This window comes from Streptosporangium sp. NPDC006007, from assembly GCF_040614315.1.
In the GTDB taxonomy this organism is placed as follows: Bacteria; Actinomycetota; Actinomycetes; order Streptosporangiales; family Streptosporangiaceae; genus Streptosporangium.
The window spans coordinates 167786-184071 of record NZ_JBEXUG010000001.1; the positions used below are offsets into that span (position 1 = coordinate 167786).

Genomic DNA, 16286 nt, shown 5'->3' on the forward strand with positions numbered 1-16286 from the left:
CGCTAACCCGCCTTGCCGATGGGGGCGGTGACCGCCTCCGCCAGCCGTACCAGCTCCGCCGGGGCCGTCTCGACTTGCAGTCCCCGGCGTCCCGCGGAGAAGTAGACCGTCTCGAAGTCCAGAGCCGAGGCGTCGACGACGGTCGGCAGCCGTCTGCGCTGCCCCAGCGGGCTGATCCCGCCCACCACGTAGCCGGTGACCCGCTCCACCTTGGCCGCGTCGGCCATCGAGGCCCGCTTGCCCCCGAGCGCCGAGGCCAGGGCTTTGAGGTCCAGCCTGCCGGCCACCGGTACGACCGCGACGGCCAGCTCGCCGTCCACCTCGGCCACCAGCGTCTTGAAGATCCGCTCGTACGGCACGCCGAGCGCGTCGGCCGCCTCCTCGCCGTAGGCCTGGGCGTTCGCGTCGTGCTCGTAGGGGTGGAGGGTGAAATCCGCTCCGGCCTGGGCCAACGCCACCGCCGCCGGGGTTTTCCGGTCTCCCCTGTTCCTGCTCTTGCTCACGGGGGAAGTGTAGTGCCCAATCAAAATCTACAATGTAAAGATGGTGTCCGGATGGCGGACGGAACGATAGCGGTTGCCGGGCCTCCGTAGACTGGACAGGTGATTTCCCGTACCGACCTGCGCGGGGTCCTGCCGAAGGACCTGCGCGACGTGCTGCCCCGTGCCGAGCTCGACGTTGAGGCCGCCCTGGAGAAGGTGCGGCTGATCTGCGAGGACGTGCGGCATCGTGGCGCCCGAGCCGTGCGAGAGCTGACCGCGAGGTTCGACGGTGTCGAACTGGAGTCCACCCGGGTGCCCGTGGAGGCGATCACCGGGGCGCTGCGGGAGCTGGACCCGAGGGTCCGCGCCGCCCTGGAGGAGTCGATCCGCCGCGCCAGGCTCGTCCACCGCGACCAGCGGCGCACCGACGTCACCACCCGGGTGGTGCCCGGCGGCACCGTCACCGAGCGCTGGGTCGCCGTCGAGCGCGTGGGCCTCTACGTCCCCGGCGGCCGGGCGGTCTACCCCTCCAGCGTGGTCATGAACGTCGTCCCCGCCCAGGAGGCGGGGGTCCCCTCCCTCGCCGTCACCTCACCGGCCCAGAAGGAGTTCGGCGGGCTGCCGCACCCGGCCATCCTGGCCGCGTGCGCGCTGCTCGGCGTGGACGAGGTCTACGCCGTCGGCGGCGCCCAGGCGGTGGCGATGTTCGCCTACGGCACCGAGGAGTGCCCGCCGGTCACCATGGTCACCGGTCCGGGCAACATCTGGGTCACCGCCGCCAAACGGCTGCTCAAGGGCCGGATCGGCATCGACTCCGAGGCCGGGCCCACCGAGATCGCCATCCTCGCCGACGCGACGGCCGACCCCGTGCACGTGGCCGCCGACCTGATCAGCCAGGCCGAGCACGACACGATCGCCGCCGCCGTGCTCGTCACCGACTCCGCCGAGCTGGCCGACGCCGTCGCGCGTGAGCTGCCCGCGCAGGTGGCCGCGACCAAGCACGCCGGGCGCGTCACCGAGGCTCTGGCCGGCCGCCAGTCGGGCATCCTGCTGGTCGACGACATGGAGGCCGGGCTGCGCGTCGTCGACGCCTACGCCGCCGAGCACCTGGAGATCCACACCGCCGACGCGCCCGCGCTCGCCGCCCGGGTCCGCAACGCCGGCGCGATCTTCGTCGGCACCTACGCGCCGGTCTCGCTCGGCGACTACCTGGCCGGATCCAACCACGTGCTGCCCACCGGAGGCTGCGCCTGCCACTCCTCCGGCCTGTCGGTGCAGACCTTCCTGCGGGGCATCCACGTCGTCGACTACAGCCGGGAGGCCCTGGCCGGCGCCGCCGCGCACGTGTGCGTGCTCGCCGACGCCGAGGACCTGCCCGCGCACGGCGCGGCGATCCGCGCCAGGTTCGACTGGGAGATCCCCTCATGAGGCTTGAGGACCTGCCGATCCGGGACGACCTGCGGGGACGGTCGCCCTACGGCGCCCCCCAGATCGACGTCCCGGTGCGGCTCAACACCAACGAGAACCCCTACGGGCCCTCCGCGGCCCTGGTCGCCGACCTGGCCGAGGCCGTACGGCGAGGCGCGGCCGAGCTCAACCGCTACCCCGACCGCGACGCCGTCGCCCTGCGCCGGGATCTGGCCGCCTACCTCGGCCACGGCCTGGGGGCGGAACAGGTCTGGGCGGCCAACGGCTCCAACGAGGTGATCCAGCAGATCCTGCAGGCGTTCGGCGGCCCCGGCCGCAGCGCGCTCGGCTTCGAGCCCTCCTACTCGATGCACCCGATCATCACCACCGGCGCCTCGACCGAGTGGATCTCCGGGGCGCGTGAGGAGGACTTCGGGATCGACCCGGGCAAGGCCGTCGCCCTGATCGAGGAGCGCCGGCCCGACGTCGTCTTCCTGACCTCGCCCAACAACCCGACCGGCACCGCGCTCGCGCCGGAGGTGATCGCCCGGATCGTCGAGGCCGCGCCCGGCATGGTCGTGGTGGACGAGGCGTACTTCGAGTTCGCCCGGACCGGCACGCCGTCCGCGCTGACCCTGCTGCCGGGCGGTCCCCGGCTCATCGTCACGCGGACCATGTCCAAGGCGTTCGCCATGGCGGGCACCCGGCTCGGCTACCTCGCCGCCCACCCGGCGGTGATCGAGGCCCTGCTCCTGGTCCGCCTGCCCTACCACCTGTCGACGCTCACCCAGACGGCGGCGCGGACGGCGCTCGCCCACCGGGCCGAGCTGCTCGGCACCGTCGAGGCGCTGCGGGCCGAGCGGGACGCCACGGTGGAGTGGCTGCGGGGCAGGGGCCTGGAGGTCGCGGACTCGGACGCCAACTTCGTGTTGTTCGGCCGTTTTCCGGACAGGCACGCGATCTGGGAGGGCATGCTCGACCGCGGGGTGCTGATCCGCGAGGTGGGCCCGCCCGGGTGGCTGCGAGTGTCCGTCGGAACGACGGAGGAGATGGCGGCCTTCCGCGCCGCCCTGGAGGGAACGCTGTGAGCAGTCTTGCCGGAACCGAGCCGGCGAAGCGCCTGGGCAGGGTGGAGCGCGCTACCAAGGAGACCTCGGTGCTGGTCGAGGTCAACCTCGACGGCACCGGATACGTCGACGTGTCGACCGGTGTCGGGTTCTTCGACCACATGCTGAACCAGCTCGGCAAGCACGGCCTGTTCGACCTGACCGTGAAGACCGAGGGCGACCTGCACATCGACTCGCACCACACGATCGAGGACACCTCGCTCGCCCTGGGGGCCGCGTTCCGGCAGGCTCTGGGCGACAAGTCGGGGATCCGGCGGTTCGGTAGCGCGTCCTGCCCGCTGGACGAGTCCCTCGCCCAGGTCACGGTCGATCTGTCCGGCCGGCCGTACCTCGTGCACACCGAGCCCGAGGGCATGGCCCCGATGATCGGCCCGGAGTACGACACCACGATGACCAGGCACATCCTGGAGTCGTTCGTCGCCCAGGCCGCGATCTGCCTGCACGTCCACGTGCCCTACGGCCGTAACGCCCACCACATCGTGGAGGCGCAGTTCAAGGCCCTGGCCAGGGCGCTGCGCGAGGCGTCGGAGCTCGACCCCCGGGCCACCGGGGTGCCGAGCACCAAGGGCGTCCTGTGAGCGGCCGGCCGGAGGCGGGGAAGGCGTGAGCGACAACTGGCAGGCCGTCGCGATGGCCTTCGTGGCCATGTTCCTCGTCGGCGGGGTCGTCTCCTTTCTCAAGCAGGGGCTCAAGGCGGGGGCGCTGCTGCTCGGCGTGCTCGCGGCCATGGCGACTACCGCGGCGGTGCTCTGGTGGTGAGGGTGACGGTTCTGGACTACGGGTCGGGCAACCTCCGCTCGGCGGAGCGGGCCCTGGCCAGGGTCGGCGCCGAGGTCACGGTGACCTCCGACTACACGGAGGCGATGGAGGCCGACGGCCTCGTCGTGCCGGGGGTCGGGGCGTTCGCCGCCTGCATGGAGGGGCTGCGCGCCGTACGCGGTGACCGGATCATCGACCGGCGGCTGTCGGCGGGGAGGCCGGTCCTCGGCATCTGCGTCGGCATGCAGATCCTCTTCGAGACGGGCGTCGAGCACGGCGTCACGACCTCCGGGTGCGGGGAGTGGCCGGGCACGGTCGAGCGGCTCGACGCGCCCGTCCTGCCGCACATGGGGTGGAACACGGTCAGGGCGCCCGGGGACAGCGTGCTGTTCGCCGGGTTCGACCCTGACACACGTTTCTACTTCGTCCACTCGTACGGCGTGCGGACCTGGCGGCTCCAGGCGGGCCCGGGGTTCACCGACCCCCTGGTCACCTGGTCCGAGCACGGCGTCCCGTTCGTCGCGGCGGTGGAGAACGGCCCGCTCACGGCCACCCAGTTCCACCCGGAGAAGTCGGGTGACGCCGGGGCCCAGCTGCTCGCCAACTGGCTCGCCACCGTCAAATGAGCCGCACCCATGTGAGCCCTCGGTGAGCAGGGAGCGGGCCAGGCGCAGGGCGGTGCGAGAGGCCGAGCAGGCCCGCCGGGCGGCCCTGCGCGCCGAGCGGGAGGCCAGGCTGGCCCGGCGGCGCGAGCGCGTCGGCCGGGTCGTCGCGCTCCTGCCCGGCAGGCCGGTCCGGATCGCCGTCCAGGGCGGGGTGGCGGCCCGCCGCCGCAGGGCGCAGAACGGCCTGGTGGCGGTCCTGTTTCTCATCGTTCAGATGATCGGCTGGCTGCTGTGGTCCTCGTGGACCGCACGGTTCGGTCTGTTGGTGCTTTCGGTGCTTTTTGTACCGCTTTTTATCACCCTTGTCTTCGACCGGAGGTCTTGATCAGATGTCGCTAGAGTTGCTGCCCGCCGTGGACGTCGCCGACGGCCAGGCGGTCCGCCTGGTCCAGGGGGCGGCAGGCACCGAGACCTCCTACGGCGACCCCCTCTCCGCGGCGCTCGCCTGGCAGGAGGCCGGCGCCGAGTGGATCCACCTGGTCGACCTCGACGCCGCCTTCGGCCGGGGCTCCAACCGCGAGCTGCTCGCCTCCGTGGTGGACGCGCTCGACGTCAAGGTCGAGATGTCCGGAGGTATTCGCGACGACGTCTCCCTGGAGACGGCGCTGGCCACCGGCTGCCGCCGGGTCAACATCGGCACCGCGGCGCTGGAGAACCCCGCCTGGTGCTCCAAGATCATCGCCGAGTACGGCGACAGGATCGCGATCGGCCTGGACGTCCGGGGCACCACCCTGGCCGCCCGGGGCTGGACCCGGGAGGGGGGCGACCTGTGGGAGGTTCTGGAGCGTCTTGAGGCCGACGGCTGCCCCCGCTACGTCGTCACCGACGTCACCAAGGACGGCACCCTGCGCGGCCCCAACCTCGACCTGCTGCGCGAGGTCTGCGCCCGTACGGCCAAGCCGGTGGTGGCCAGCGGAGGGGTCTCCTCCCTGGACGATCTGCGGGCCCTGGCGTCGCTGGTGCCGATCGGTGTCGAGGGGGCGATCGTGGGGAAGGCCCTCTACGCCCAGGCGTTCACCCTTGAGGACGCCCTGGCCGCGGTGAGCTCGTAGGACGCGTGACGCGGGAGGGATACGTCACGTGAGAGGGAACGCGCCACCTCACCGCTCGGGCACCCGGGTGTTCAGCGGTGGCGTCTGGGAGGAACGGTACCGTTATGCCCGTGCGGTGGTGGCCGGCCCGTGGGTGATCGTCTCGGGCTGTACCGCCACCGTCGACGGCGAGGTCCAGTATGTCGGCGACGCCTACCGGCAGTCGCTGACCGCCTTCGGCGTCGCGCTGGACGCCATCGAGACGGCGGGCCTGTCCCGCAGTGACGTGGTGCGGGTCCGTTACTTCGTGGTCGACGACCGGTACTACGACGAGGTCGGCCGCGCGCACGCCGAGCTGTTCGGTGAGGTCCGCCCCGCCTGCACGGGAGTCCGGGTGGCGGGTCTGATCGATCCGCGCATGCTGGTCGAGGCCGAGGTCGAGGCGTACCGCGGATGAGGCGGCGGACGGGGCGGGACGCGGGGCCGCGTGCGCGGCCGGGAACGAGGAGTTGCAGATGACTGTCGCGGTACGAGTGATCCCCTGCCTGGACGTGGACGCCGGGCGGGTGGTCAAGGGCGTCAACTTCGAGAACCTCCGCGACGCCGGAGACCCGGTCGAGCTGGCCCGCCGCTATGACGCCGAGGGGGCCGACGAGCTGACGTTCCTCGACATCACGGCCTCCAGCTCCGACCGGTCCACGACGTACGACATGGTCCGCCGGACGGCCGAGCAGGTCTTCATCCCCCTCACCGTCGGCGGGGGGGTGCGCTCGGTCGAGGACGTGAACAGGCTGCTGCGCGCGGGAGCGGACAAGGTCGGCCTGAACACCGCGGCGATCGTCCGCCCCGAGCTGCTCACCGAGGTGTCGCGGCGGTACGGCGCGCAGTGCGTCGTGCTGTCGGTGGACGCCCGCCGGGTCGTCGACGGCCCGCCGACCCCGTCGGGCTTCGAGGTGACCACACACGGCGGCCGGCGGGGAACCGGCGTCGACGCGGTCGAGTGGGCCCGGCGCGGAGAGGAGCTCGGCGCCGGGGAGATCCTGCTCAACTCCATGGACGGCGACGGCACCCGCCACGGCTACGACCTGGAGATGATCCGCGCGGTACGGCGGGTCGTGTCGATCCCCGTGATCGCCAGCGGCGGCGCCGGCGCCCTGGAGGACTTCCCGCCGGCCGTCGAGGCGGGAGCCGACGCGGTCCTGGCCGCGTCGGTGTTCCACTTCGGCCAGCTCAAGATCGGTGAGGTGAAGGAGACCCTCCGCCAGGCGGGCCACCCCGTCCGCTGACACCGTTGCGTGCGGTGAGGTGAGGAACAGCAGGGAGGGCGGAAGAGCGCTTTCAGCCGGTGATGGAGAGGGTTCGGAGCTGTTCGTCCAGGTCTCGGATGTGCTTGTTGTCCTGCCAGGGCTGGAGGCGTGACCGGGTGTGACGGATGGCCTGGGTGAGCCTGGCGGAGCTGTGCCCCGTGGTCTCCCGGGCGGCCTCACCGACTTGCGCGGGTCGCCGGCCGGCAAGGGTCCCAGTAGTCCTGTCGAAGAATCCAGCGGATATAGCCCTGACCGGCAACGATTCGAGCAGTCTGTCGCTTCAGGTGTGAGATCGCTTACGATGTGGTGATGAGCCAGGGCAAGCCGGAGTTCGGGTACGGCGAGGGCAGACGGCCGTTGTGGACGGCGTGTGACCGCGACGCCGAGGCCGTCCGGAAGGCGCTGCGCAAGGCGGGGCGGCGGGAGTTCGGCCAGGGTCATGGTGGGTTCGTCGTTGAGGGCGGGGGCGAGGGGGTGCCGTTCCTGCTTGCCTGCGCCAATGACGCTGAGATCTCTGTGCAGGAGCTCGTGCAGTACGAGGCGGTGCTGATCAAGGCCGGGTATCGGATCGAGCCTGACCCCGGTGACGATCAGGCGCTGCAGGTGTGGCTGCCGTCGTGAGGCCGCGAGGTCACCCGGCGGTGTGGAGGCCGGTGAAGTCAGCGTGGGCCGCCCCGATCGCCTCGGGGTAGACCTGGGCTTTGTCGTACTCGGCCAGGCTGGTGTTGCGGCCCTTGCGTTTGCCGGTGAGGGTAGATCGGCGCGGATGTCTTCGACGGACTCGCCGCTGACGCAGCGGCGGAGCACAGTATGCAGCATGTCATCGGTGATCACCTGAGGGCGGCCGCCGTGCTTGCCCTTGCGGGCTGCGGCGTCCAGGCCTTTTAGGGTGGCTTCGTGGACGTTCTCGCGTTAGGTCTCCGCCATCGCGGCGAAGAAGCCGAACAGCATCCGCCCCGGACCTGATGGGTCATGCAGGCCGGGCAGCGGCCTGGCGAGCATCTTCAGCACCAGGCCATGGGCGGTGAGATGATCGGCCGGTGCGGTGAGCTCGATGGCGTCCCGGCCCAGATGCTTCATCTCATAGACGGTGAAGATGACGCGGCAGTGCGGGGCATGGGCCTTGATCTGGCGGGCCAGCGTGAGCGCGGCATCGAACTGCGAGCGGCCCCGGACCCGGGTGCTGATCTTCTTGGAGAAGACCTTGCCTCGGCCGATGCCGTGTGCGATGAGCGCGTCCAGTTGTGATTGCAGTTCCTGGGGCAGGGGGAGCAGCGGGCGTAACCGATACGGATGTCAGCGGTGCCCGCTCCCGGCCAGCTACGCGCTCAGGCTGAGGAATTCGCGGACGACCGGGACGTCGCGATGGGAGGCCAGCCGGTTACGGAGGTCGCTGAGCGCGTCGGAGGGACGACAGGAGCCTATGCCCTTGTTCTGGGTGAGTGCTTGCGTGGCGGTTGCGCAGGTCGCGTCCAGGTCTCCGAGTTCGAGATGGGCGTGGGCCGAGCGGGCCAGGTAGAGCACGCTGTCGCGTACGTGTCCGGCGGCGGCGTACTCGGCTGCTCGGGCGGCGGCGAAGTGCTTCAGAGCGCGGCCGGGGTCTTTGAGATCGAGGGCGGCCGAGCCCGCCAGCATTTCGATCTCCCCAGCGGTGAGTGAGTAGGCCCAAGGCGGATCGCCGTCGTATGGTCCCGCAGTGTAGGCGTCGCGGGCTGCGTCGAGTTCGCGTGCGCAGCCTTTAAGGTCTCCGGTCTTGGATAGGGCGCGGGCTGCTCGGGCGTGCAGCCTGGCGCGGACTCGGGCCGTCGTGTGTCCGGAGACTTGTCTTTGGGCTGTCTGGATGAGGTTGACCGCGTCTTGGGGGTTGCCCACGGAGTAGGTCTGGATCGTCATGAAGTTGAGCGTGTTGGCGCCGACTTCGGGGTCTCCCGCAGTGGCTGAGGCGCGCAGCGAGGTGATGTAGAAGCGCTGGGCGGCGGCGTGTAGGCCGGAGTCGAAGTACAGCCAGCCGCATATCCGCGATGCCTCGGCCAAAGTGGAGAACAGGCGCCTGCCCACGGCGCCGTCGTACACGGCTTGCTGGGCGAGGTTGCTGAGCAGGTTGTACTCGGCCACTGCCGAGGGGCGCAGCTCGGTGCTGCCCAGCACGTCATCGAGGTGGCGGAGGTCATCCAGGCGCTGTTCGAGGCGGGCGACCATGGCGGCGGTCAGCCGTCGGCCCCGGGATGGATGCAGGGGCAGGTCGGTGAGGGTGTCGCTCCATCGGATGGCGATGGCGCCCAGCGCCGCGCCGCTGGAGATGAGGAATCCCCGTCGGTCCATGGAGCCTCCCCGCGTGGCAGCCTCTATTGATGCCACGGTACCCGCTGTGGTCCAGGGGCTGTAGAGGACCGGGCTGTCATCGGGAAAGGCACGCAGTAGGAAGTCCGGCCAGCCGAGTTCGGCGACGGCCTCGCGCGGTATGCCGTGCAGTCGGGCCATGGCGTGCTGGGCGTGTTCGTCGGGGGTGTGTACGCCGGTCTCCCAGCGGCAGACCTTCTCTCGTCGCTTGGCCATGCGCCCGTATCCGAGGGCGTGATGCGCCTCATCCAGGTGGTCCAGGTACTTGTCGGCCGGCACCCCCAGTGCAGCGCGCAGCGCGGTCAGCGGGTGGCGGAAGGGCTGGTCGTGCATCGGTTCTCCTCTGCGCGGCCTCCTGAATTTTCACAGTAGACAGCTCCTCCCGAAAGACCAGAGGGCAGGCAGGCGATCGGCAACACCTCCGCAACACGTTTTGGCTTCCGGACGCGGCGTCGGCGGCGGTTAATGGGCGGTGTCCGTTCGCGACGGGGTGAAGGAGGCGGGCGCCGATGGCGGAACCCGATGCGCCGCTGGTGTCGGTAGTGGTCAGTGCCCGAGGCAACGCCGCGGCGGTGACGGACCTGCTGGGCGCGCTCGCCCGGCAGAGCCTGCCGGCGCAGCTGATGGAGGTGGTGGTGGTGGACAACGACCCTCCGGGACGAATTCGCCCGATCGCCAACGCGTTGCGGCAGAGCACCTGGCCATTTGAGCTGCGAGTGCTGCAGGAGCCGAAGCCTGGGCTGAGCGCGGGCCGCAACCGCGGAATCTGCGCGGCCCGGGGCCGGTACGTCGCCATCACCGACCCGGACATCACCCCGCAACCAGAGTGGCTGCGGACGCTGGTCGCCGCGGCCCAGGAGGAAGGGGTCTTCGCGGTCGGGGGCCGCTCCATCGTGGAGTACCCGCAGGGCGAAGTGGTGGTGCTGACCAAGGCGCTGCGCGAGTGCCACGGCGCGGTGGACTGGCCGCAGGGGCGCGAGCCGGCGGTGTGGCCATACTGGGTGACCGGCTGCAACCTGATGTTCGAGCGTCAGACCGCGCTGGAGATCGGCTTGTTCCGCACCGACCTGGGCCGCCGAGGGCGGTGGATGGGTGACTGCGAAGATCTGGAGTTCATCGACCGGGCCCGCCAGCTCGGCCACCTCACGCTGATCGAGCCGAAGGCCGTGGTCTGCCATCCGATCTACCGGCCCGAGACCACACTGCGGTACTTCCTGCGCCAGGGCGCCGGACACGGGGTCTGCGTGGCCCGGATGCACCTGAGCGTGCGGGTGGAGCCCGCCGCAATCCAAGCCGGCTGGGCCGCTGTCGGCGACGTGGCCGCCGGGCTGGTGCAGGGGTGGGCGTTCCTGGACCGCTCGCGCGCGGTGGAGTCGGCCCGCGACCTGGCCCGGATCACCACCTACCACGCCGAACGGTGGCGGCTGCGGCTGCTCGGCCGCCGCCCCGCCTTCTGTGCCGAACTGCCGACCAAGGGGAGCATCTGATGGACATCATCACCACCAGTGGCCTGACCGGTGTCTCTGCCACGACCGGCGTCGAGCTGGTCGAGCGCAAAGGCTCCGGCCACCCCGACACGCTCGCCGACGGGGTGGCTGAGGCCATCTCCCGCGCCTACAGCCGCTACTGCCTGGACGCCTTCGGGGCGATCTTGCACCACAACACCGACAAGACCGCGCTACTGGGCGGCGGCGCCGAGGTGTGGTTCGGCTACGGGGAGCTGACCGCACCGATCCAGGTCCTGGTCAACGGGCGGATCACCGCCGCCCTCGGCGATCAGGTCATCCCGGTGGAGGACATCGTCACCACGGCGGTCAAGGACTACCTCGGTGAGGCGTTGCCGCTGCTGGACACCAGCAAGTGGGTGGAGGTCCGCACCCGGCTGACGCAGGCCTCCAGCCCCGGTGCGGTCCACGGTGGTCAGGAAGAAGGGGCGTCGCGGCAGCGCTGGTTCGCCCCGCGCAGCCTGGAGGACCTGGCCGAGCGGCACCGGCTGTTCGCCAACGACACCTCCGCCGGGGTCGGCTACGCGCCGTACGGGATGGCCGAGCAGCTCACCATGGCCGTCGAGTCGCATCTGAGCAGCGAGACGTTCAAGGCGGCGCACCCGCACTACGGCACCGACATCAAGCTCATGGTCGTCCGCTACGACCGCCAGATTCGGGTGACCGCCTGCGTGCCGCAGATCGCCCGTCACACCCCGGACCTGGACACCTATGTCGGCCGGCGCGCGCAGATGCGTGAGCTGATCGGCGATCTGGCCGCGCAGCTCGCCCCTGGCCACCGGGTGCAGGTCACGGTCAACACCCGCGACCAGGACCATCGGCCCGAGCTGTACTTGACGGCGACCGGCTCCTCCCTGGAGTCCGGCGACGAGGGCGTGGTCGGCCGGGGTAACCGGGCCAACGGGCTGATCAGCATGCTGCGGCCGTGGTCGGCCGAGGGCGTGTCGGGCAAGAACCCGGTCTACCACGTCGGCAAGCTCTACAACCTGGCCGCCGCCGAGGCCGCCCGCCGACTGCACCAGGAGAGCGGGCTGGCCTGCGCGGTCGCGCTGGTGTCGCAGTCCGGGCGGGATCTGCACGACCCATGGCAGGCCGTCGTCCAGGCCTCCGGCCCGGACCCGATCGCCGAATCGGTGGCATGTCGGGTGATTAGCGAGGTGCTGGCCGGGCTGGATGATCTGCGCTCGGAGCTGCTGGCCGGGAAGTTGGCCACCGCGTGAGCACCGCGCCCGCATCCCCCGACGGAGCTGCCACAAGCGGGGCCGCCCCGTTCACCCCCTGCCTCAACCCGGCCACGCTGTCCGGTGTCGCCCTCCCGCAGTTTCTCGCCCTGGCGGCGGCTGCTGGATTCAGCGCGGTCGAGCTGTCGATCCAGCAGGCGCTGGCCCATGGCCTGGACCGGGTAGGCGACCTGCTGGCCGAACACCGGTTGAGCGTCGCGGCCGCGAGCGGCATCCTGCCTGCGGGGCCGGTGCTGCCCGCCCCGCTCCTGACCGGCCCCGACGCCTACCAGGCGTGCCTGGCCGGGCTTGGGGAACGGTTGGCGGGGTTCGCCGCGCTGGGTTGCCCGGTCGCCACGACCGTGCTGAACCCGCGCTCAGACCTCCCTCAAGCGCAGGCGCTGGAGGTCGCCCTGCATCGCATCGGCGTGCTCGCCGACGCGGCCGCCGAGCACGGGGTGCTGCTGGCCGTCGAAGCGGTCAGCGTCCAGGTCGGACTGCCACCCGACTTGGACGGCCCCTACCCGGTCGCCAGCACGCTGCCGCAGTTGACCGATCTTTTGGCCCAGGCCGGGCGCGGCAACGTGGTGGCGCTGGTCGACTCCTTCCACTGGGCGGTAGCCGGGGCTGAGCCTGGCCACATCACCGGGCTCGGTGCGGGCACCGTCGGGCATGTGCAGATCGCCGACACCCCGGCGGCCGGGCCCGCGTGGAGCGACGCCGCACGGCGGTTCCCCGGCGACGGGGCCCTGCCGTGGCCGGTCTTGGCCCAGGCCCTGACCGATGTCGACTACATCGGAGCGGTCTCGGTGGAGCTGTTCAACCCCGACCTGAGGGCCCTGCCCGAGCAGGAGATCGCCCGCCGCTCCCACCAGGCGGCCACCGGCTGCTGGCACATCGCGGAGGTGCCCCGATGACCCGCACGCATCGGCCGTGGCGGCTGGCGGTCGCTGGCTGCGGCGCCGCCGCCTTCGGCCTGCACCTGCCGCACCTGACCAGCAACCCGGCGTTCGATGTAGTCGCCCTCACCGACCGTGATCCGGCCCGCGCCCGCGCCGCCGCGCAGCGCTTCACGGTGCCCCACATCGCCGCGAGCACCCCCGAGGTGCTGGAGGGGGCAGACATGCTGGTGGTCCTCACCGGCGTGCACGAGGAGCTCATCGACGCGGCGCTGTCGGCCGGGGCCCATGTCTTCACCGAGAAGCCGGTGAGCTTGGACCTCGCCCGCAGCCGGGCCCTGGTCGAGCAGGCGCGCACAGCCGGGCTACTGCTCGAAGTCGGGGGGATGCGTGCCCACGACCCGGCCCTGCACGCCGCGCTGGCCGCGGTCCCCGAACCGGCCGGGGGGTGGTTGGTCAAGGCCGACGGGCTCGACGAGACCGCTCGCCAGCGGCTGCTGCCGGACGGGTTCGCCCTCTACACCTTCGCCGACGACCCGCCCCAGCCCGTTCCGCCGGGCCTGGAGGGTCACCAGGTGGCGGCGCTGCAGATCCTGCTGTGGCAGGGCTACCATCTGCTTACCGCCCTGGTCCTGGCCGCCGCGGGCGCCGCGCCGGCCGCCTGCGTCGTGGACCCCGTCGGACAGTGGCTGCACGCCACCCTGCGCGGCCCGGCCGGACAACTGTTCACGCTGATCATCGGCGCCACGCCCGCAGGGGTCTTCCACGAACAGATCCACCTGGCCGACGCCGTCGAGGCCGCCACCGTGGACTTCGCCCGCCCTTATGAAACTGCGGCCGCCACCCGCCTCACCACCAGCGCCGACGGTGAACGCAGCGGCTTCGGCGACCCGTTCGCCGCCATGTGGGCGGCCATCGACGAACGGCTGTCGGCGCAGCACCCGGCCGACCTACCGACCAGCGCGGACCTCGCTCTGCGGGTGGAAGAGCTCGCGCTCGGCCTGGCCACCATGACCACATTCTGCCCCACCCACACGAAGGACACCGATCATGTCCGGAACTGACGCGCCCGTACTCGTTCTGGACGGGCCGCCCGGAGCGGGCAAGACGTCCCTGCTCGCGCGGATACTGCCCGCCTTGGGGGATGGATGCCTGTGGTTCACCGAACCCAACGCCCGCCTGGCGGCCGGACTGCGGGCCCCCGTGCACCCCTCGCCCGCCGGGCACTCGTTGTGGTTCCTGCGGCACGAGCTGGACAAGGCCCGCGCGATGACGGCTCTGTCGTCCGACCCGGCCACGGAGTTGCTCATCTCCGACCGCAACCACCTCGGCGCCCTGGCCTACTGCTGGGCCACCCGGGCTGAGGACTCGCTGCCCTACCACACCGCCGTCGACTTCTACACCCGGCGCATCGCCCCGGCCCTGCCCGCGCAGGTCATGACCGTAATCTTGCTGGTCAGCCCCGGGCAGAGCTTGAACCGGCGCGGCAACGTCGCCGAGCGGCCCCGCTGGCAGCAGTGGTTCGACGAAAGGCTCCTGGAACGGCTGCGCACCTTCTACACCGACGTCGCCCCCACCCTGTGCCCCTCCCCTCCGTTGATCATCGACACCGATGGCGCATCACCGGACACCGTCCTGGCTCAGGTCGCCGCACTGCTGTCCGGCGCCGGGCTGTCCGACAGCGCTGAGTGTCTGCTCACCAGCACCACGCCCGCCACCCGGCCACGGTTGGCCTCACACTTCGCCGACGCCTACGAAGCGCTCGGCGGGCTGGAGGCGCTCGGGCATCCCTTCAGCGAACCGCTCGACCACCGCGGCACAACCGTCCAGCTGTGCCAGCTCGGCGCCCTGCACCGCGACCTATCCGGCCAAACCAGACTGTGGGACCTGCTGGCGGATGACCCCACGCGGGCGGCGTGATGAGCACCCGGACTCCATGTGTCGTCGGCATCAACCTCGGCCATGACGGCGGCGTCGCTCTGATCACCGAGCACGCGATGATCGCGATCAGCGAGGAGCGGCTCAACCGCACCCGCTACAGCCCCGGATGGCAGGCCGCCCTGCTGTACTGCCTGCGGGCCGCCGAACGCCACCTCGACGAGGTCGACCTGGTGGTCGTCTCCGGAATCGGCCACCACCCTCCTGCGCCGGCTGAGACGGGGCTGGCCTGTCTGGGTGTCCAGGCGGCACGCATCACCGCCGTCGACCACCACCTGGCCCACGCCTACACTGCCTACTGTCTCAGCCCGCATGAGCAGGCCACCGTCCTGGTCGTCGATGGCGGCGGCAACAACCACGACACCGAGACCTTCTACATGGCCACTCCGGACCGGATCACCCGCCTCGGTTCCAACCTGCCCGGCCGCCCCCGCGCGGGCGGCATCGGCGCCACCTTTGAGGCCTTCACCAACTGGCTGGGCTGGCACGAGCAGGAAGCCGGCAAGGTCATGGCACTGGCCGCCTACGGTAATCCGGGCGCCTACCTTGCCCCGCTGTTCGACGTCACCGACGTGACCGTGCACGGTCGCCTGACCCGCACCCACGCCGCCGGCGTGGCCGAGCTCGCCGCGCGCACCGGCTGGGACTTCGGCCCCCCAGACAGCCTCGGCAACGACCCGCGCGGCGTCAACGCCGCAGCCTACCTGCAAGCCCAGACCGAACAAGCCCTGTGCGCGCTGGCCGAGCAGGCCATCGCCGCCACTGGACAGGGCAACCTGTGCCTGGCCGGCGGCGTCGCCCTCAACTGCGTCGCCGCCGACAAACTCCGCCGCCTGAGCGCCGTCACCGGATACTTCGCCCCGCCCGCCGCCTCCGACCGCGGCCAAGCCCTGGGGTGCGCCTTGTACGGCTGGCACCGGCTGACCGGGGACCTGCCGCGCCGTCCCTTGGCCGTTGATTCCTTCGGACGCCCCTACAGCGACAGCGAGATCGAACAAGCCCTGTTGCGCGACCCGCGATCCGGGCTCGTCGAGCGCCGCCGCACCCCCTACCGGTGGCGCCGCGAGGGCGACATCGCCCGAGCCGCCGCCCAGATGATCGCCGCAGGAAAGATCATCGGCTGGTTCGCCGGGGGCAGCGAACTCGGGCCCCGAGCCCTCGGCAACCGCAGCATCCTCGCCGACCCGCGCACCACCGCCGGCTCCCAGGCGCTCAACGACCGCATCAAGCACCGCGAACCTTTCCGGCCCTTCGCCCCCGCAGTCCTGGCCGCCCACGCACCAGACTGGTTCGACCTCGACGTGCCCTCCCCGTTCATGCTTCTGGCCCCACCGGTCCACCCGGAAAAGGCGGACAAGATCGCGGGTGTCGTGCACGTCGACCGAACCGCCCGCGTCCAGACCGTCGACCCCGGCCACGCGCCGGCCTTCGCCGCGGTGATCGAGCGCTTCGGCCAGATCACCGGCATACCCCTCGTGCTCAACACCAGCTTCAACGACCGCGAACCCATCGTGGAGACCCCCGCCCACGCCCTGGCCACCTTTCAGGCTTGCGACCTGGACGCCGTCTGCATCGGTGACTACCTCGTCGAACGGAACTGAGCCAC

Annotated in this window: 19 protein-coding genes; 16 read left to right on the plus strand and 3 right to left on the minus strand. The window is 71.2% G+C overall.

Annotated elements, in window-relative coordinates:
• Positions 1–2: 2 nt before the first annotated feature.
• Entirely contained in the window at positions 3–503 is a 501-nt protein-coding gene (gene ybaK / locus ABZ194_RS00750; RefSeq protein WP_355590164.1) for a Cys-tRNA(Pro) deacylase, read from the minus strand.
• 99 nt (positions 504–602) lie between these two features.
• Here ybaK and hisD point away from each other — a divergent pair, with 99 nt between their 5' ends.
• The 10 genes from hisD (at position 603) to ABZ194_RS00800 (ending at position 7399) form a co-directional block, all read left to right on the plus strand.
• Positions 603–1910: a histidinol dehydrogenase gene (gene hisD / locus ABZ194_RS00755; RefSeq protein WP_355590167.1), complete on the plus strand. Its 1308-nt coding sequence runs from the start codon at positions 603–605 to the stop codon at positions 1908–1910.
• Positions 1907–2977, plus strand: coding sequence for a histidinol-phosphate transaminase (locus ABZ194_RS00760; protein WP_355590170.1), 1071 nt, complete (start codon positions 1907–1909; stop codon positions 2975–2977). The genes hisD and ABZ194_RS00760 overlap by 4 nt, the downstream gene beginning before the upstream one ends.
• Positions 2974–3594 carry an imidazoleglycerol-phosphate dehydratase HisB gene (gene hisB, locus ABZ194_RS00765; protein WP_355590173.1) on the plus strand — a complete coding sequence of 207 codons (621 nt, stop codon included), beginning with the start codon at positions 2974–2976 and terminating at the stop codon, positions 3592–3594. The genes ABZ194_RS00760 and hisB overlap by 4 nt, the downstream gene beginning before the upstream one ends.
• Before the next feature lie 25 nt (positions 3595–3619).
• The gene (locus ABZ194_RS00770; RefSeq protein ID WP_355590176.1) at positions 3620–3775 is read left to right on the plus strand and encodes a hypothetical protein; all 156 of its coding nucleotides are present in this window, start codon (positions 3620–3622) and stop codon (positions 3773–3775) included.
• Positions 3766–4401, plus strand: a complete 636-nt coding sequence (hisH, locus tag ABZ194_RS00775; RefSeq protein ID WP_355590555.1) for an imidazole glycerol phosphate synthase subunit HisH — start codon at positions 3766–3768, stop codon at positions 4399–4401. The genes ABZ194_RS00770 and hisH overlap by 10 nt, the downstream gene beginning before the upstream one ends.
• Positions 4402–4423: 22 nt before the next feature.
• Entirely contained in the window at positions 4424–4765 is a 342-nt protein-coding gene (locus ABZ194_RS00780; protein WP_355590179.1) for a hypothetical protein, read from the plus strand.
• A 4-nt stretch (positions 4766–4769) separates the two neighbouring features.
• Positions 4770–5492 carry a bifunctional 1-(5-phosphoribosyl)-5-((5-phosphoribosylamino)methylideneamino)imidazole-4-carboxamide isomerase/phosphoribosylanthranilate isomerase PriA gene (gene priA, locus ABZ194_RS00785; RefSeq protein ID WP_355590182.1) on the plus strand — a complete coding sequence of 241 codons (723 nt, stop codon included), beginning with the start codon at positions 4770–4772 and terminating at the stop codon, positions 5490–5492.
• Positions 5493–5520: 28 nt separating this feature from the next.
• The gene (locus tag ABZ194_RS00790) at positions 5521–5928 is read left to right on the plus strand and encodes a Rid family hydrolase (protein WP_355590185.1); all 408 of its coding nucleotides are present in this window, start codon (positions 5521–5523) and stop codon (positions 5926–5928) included.
• A gap of 58 nt (positions 5929–5986) precedes the next feature.
• Positions 5987–6757, plus strand: a complete 771-nt coding sequence (hisF, locus tag ABZ194_RS00795) for an imidazole glycerol phosphate synthase subunit HisF (protein ID WP_355590188.1) — start codon at positions 5987–5989, stop codon at positions 6755–6757.
• A gap of 330 nt (positions 6758–7087) precedes the next feature.
• The gene (locus ABZ194_RS00800; RefSeq protein ID WP_355590191.1) at positions 7088–7399 is read left to right on the plus strand and encodes a hypothetical protein; all 312 of its coding nucleotides are present in this window, start codon (positions 7088–7090) and stop codon (positions 7397–7399) included.
• Positions 7400–7690: 291 nt separating this feature from the next.
• On the opposite strand, the gene ABZ194_RS00805 is transcribed toward ABZ194_RS00800, so the two are convergent.
• Positions 7691–8053 (minus strand): recombinase family protein, encoded by a 363-nt coding sequence (locus ABZ194_RS00805; RefSeq protein WP_355590558.1) that lies wholly within the window; start codon positions 8051–8053, stop codon positions 7691–7693.
• A gap of 45 nt (positions 8054–8098) precedes the next feature.
• Positions 8099–9451, minus strand: coding sequence for a hypothetical protein (locus ABZ194_RS00810; RefSeq protein ID WP_355590194.1), 1353 nt, complete (start codon positions 9449–9451; stop codon positions 8099–8101).
• Between the two features lie 176 nt (positions 9452–9627).
• Here ABZ194_RS00810 and ABZ194_RS00815 point away from each other — a divergent pair, with 176 nt between their 5' ends.
• From ABZ194_RS00815 to ABZ194_RS00840, 6 genes are read left to right on the plus strand one after another with little or no spacing between them, the layout of a single operon-like run.
• Complete coding sequence (locus ABZ194_RS00815) at positions 9628–10605, plus strand: glycosyltransferase (protein WP_355590197.1); 978 nt, start codon at positions 9628–9630, stop codon at positions 10603–10605.
• Positions 10605–11843 (plus strand): methionine adenosyltransferase, encoded by a 1239-nt coding sequence (locus tag ABZ194_RS00820; protein ID WP_355590200.1) that lies wholly within the window; start codon positions 10605–10607, stop codon positions 11841–11843. The genes ABZ194_RS00815 and ABZ194_RS00820 overlap by 1 nt, the downstream gene beginning before the upstream one ends.
• Entirely contained in the window at positions 11840–12760 is a 921-nt protein-coding gene (locus ABZ194_RS00825; protein ID WP_355590203.1) for a sugar phosphate isomerase/epimerase family protein, read from the plus strand. Before ABZ194_RS00820 ends, ABZ194_RS00825 begins: the two co-directional genes overlap by 4 nt.
• Positions 12757–13806: a Gfo/Idh/MocA family oxidoreductase gene (locus ABZ194_RS00830; protein WP_355590206.1), complete on the plus strand. Its 1050-nt coding sequence runs from the start codon at positions 12757–12759 to the stop codon at positions 13804–13806. The genes ABZ194_RS00825 and ABZ194_RS00830 overlap by 4 nt, the downstream gene beginning before the upstream one ends.
• Entirely contained in the window at positions 13793–14662 is an 870-nt protein-coding gene (locus ABZ194_RS00835; RefSeq protein WP_355590209.1) for a hypothetical protein, read from the plus strand. Before ABZ194_RS00830 ends, ABZ194_RS00835 begins: the two co-directional genes overlap by 14 nt.
• The gene (locus ABZ194_RS00840) at positions 14662–16281 is read left to right on the plus strand and encodes a carbamoyltransferase C-terminal domain-containing protein (RefSeq protein ID WP_355590212.1); all 1620 of its coding nucleotides are present in this window, start codon (positions 14662–14664) and stop codon (positions 16279–16281) included. The genes ABZ194_RS00835 and ABZ194_RS00840 overlap by 1 nt, the downstream gene beginning before the upstream one ends.
• The last annotated feature ends 5 nt before the right edge of the window (positions 16282–16286 follow it).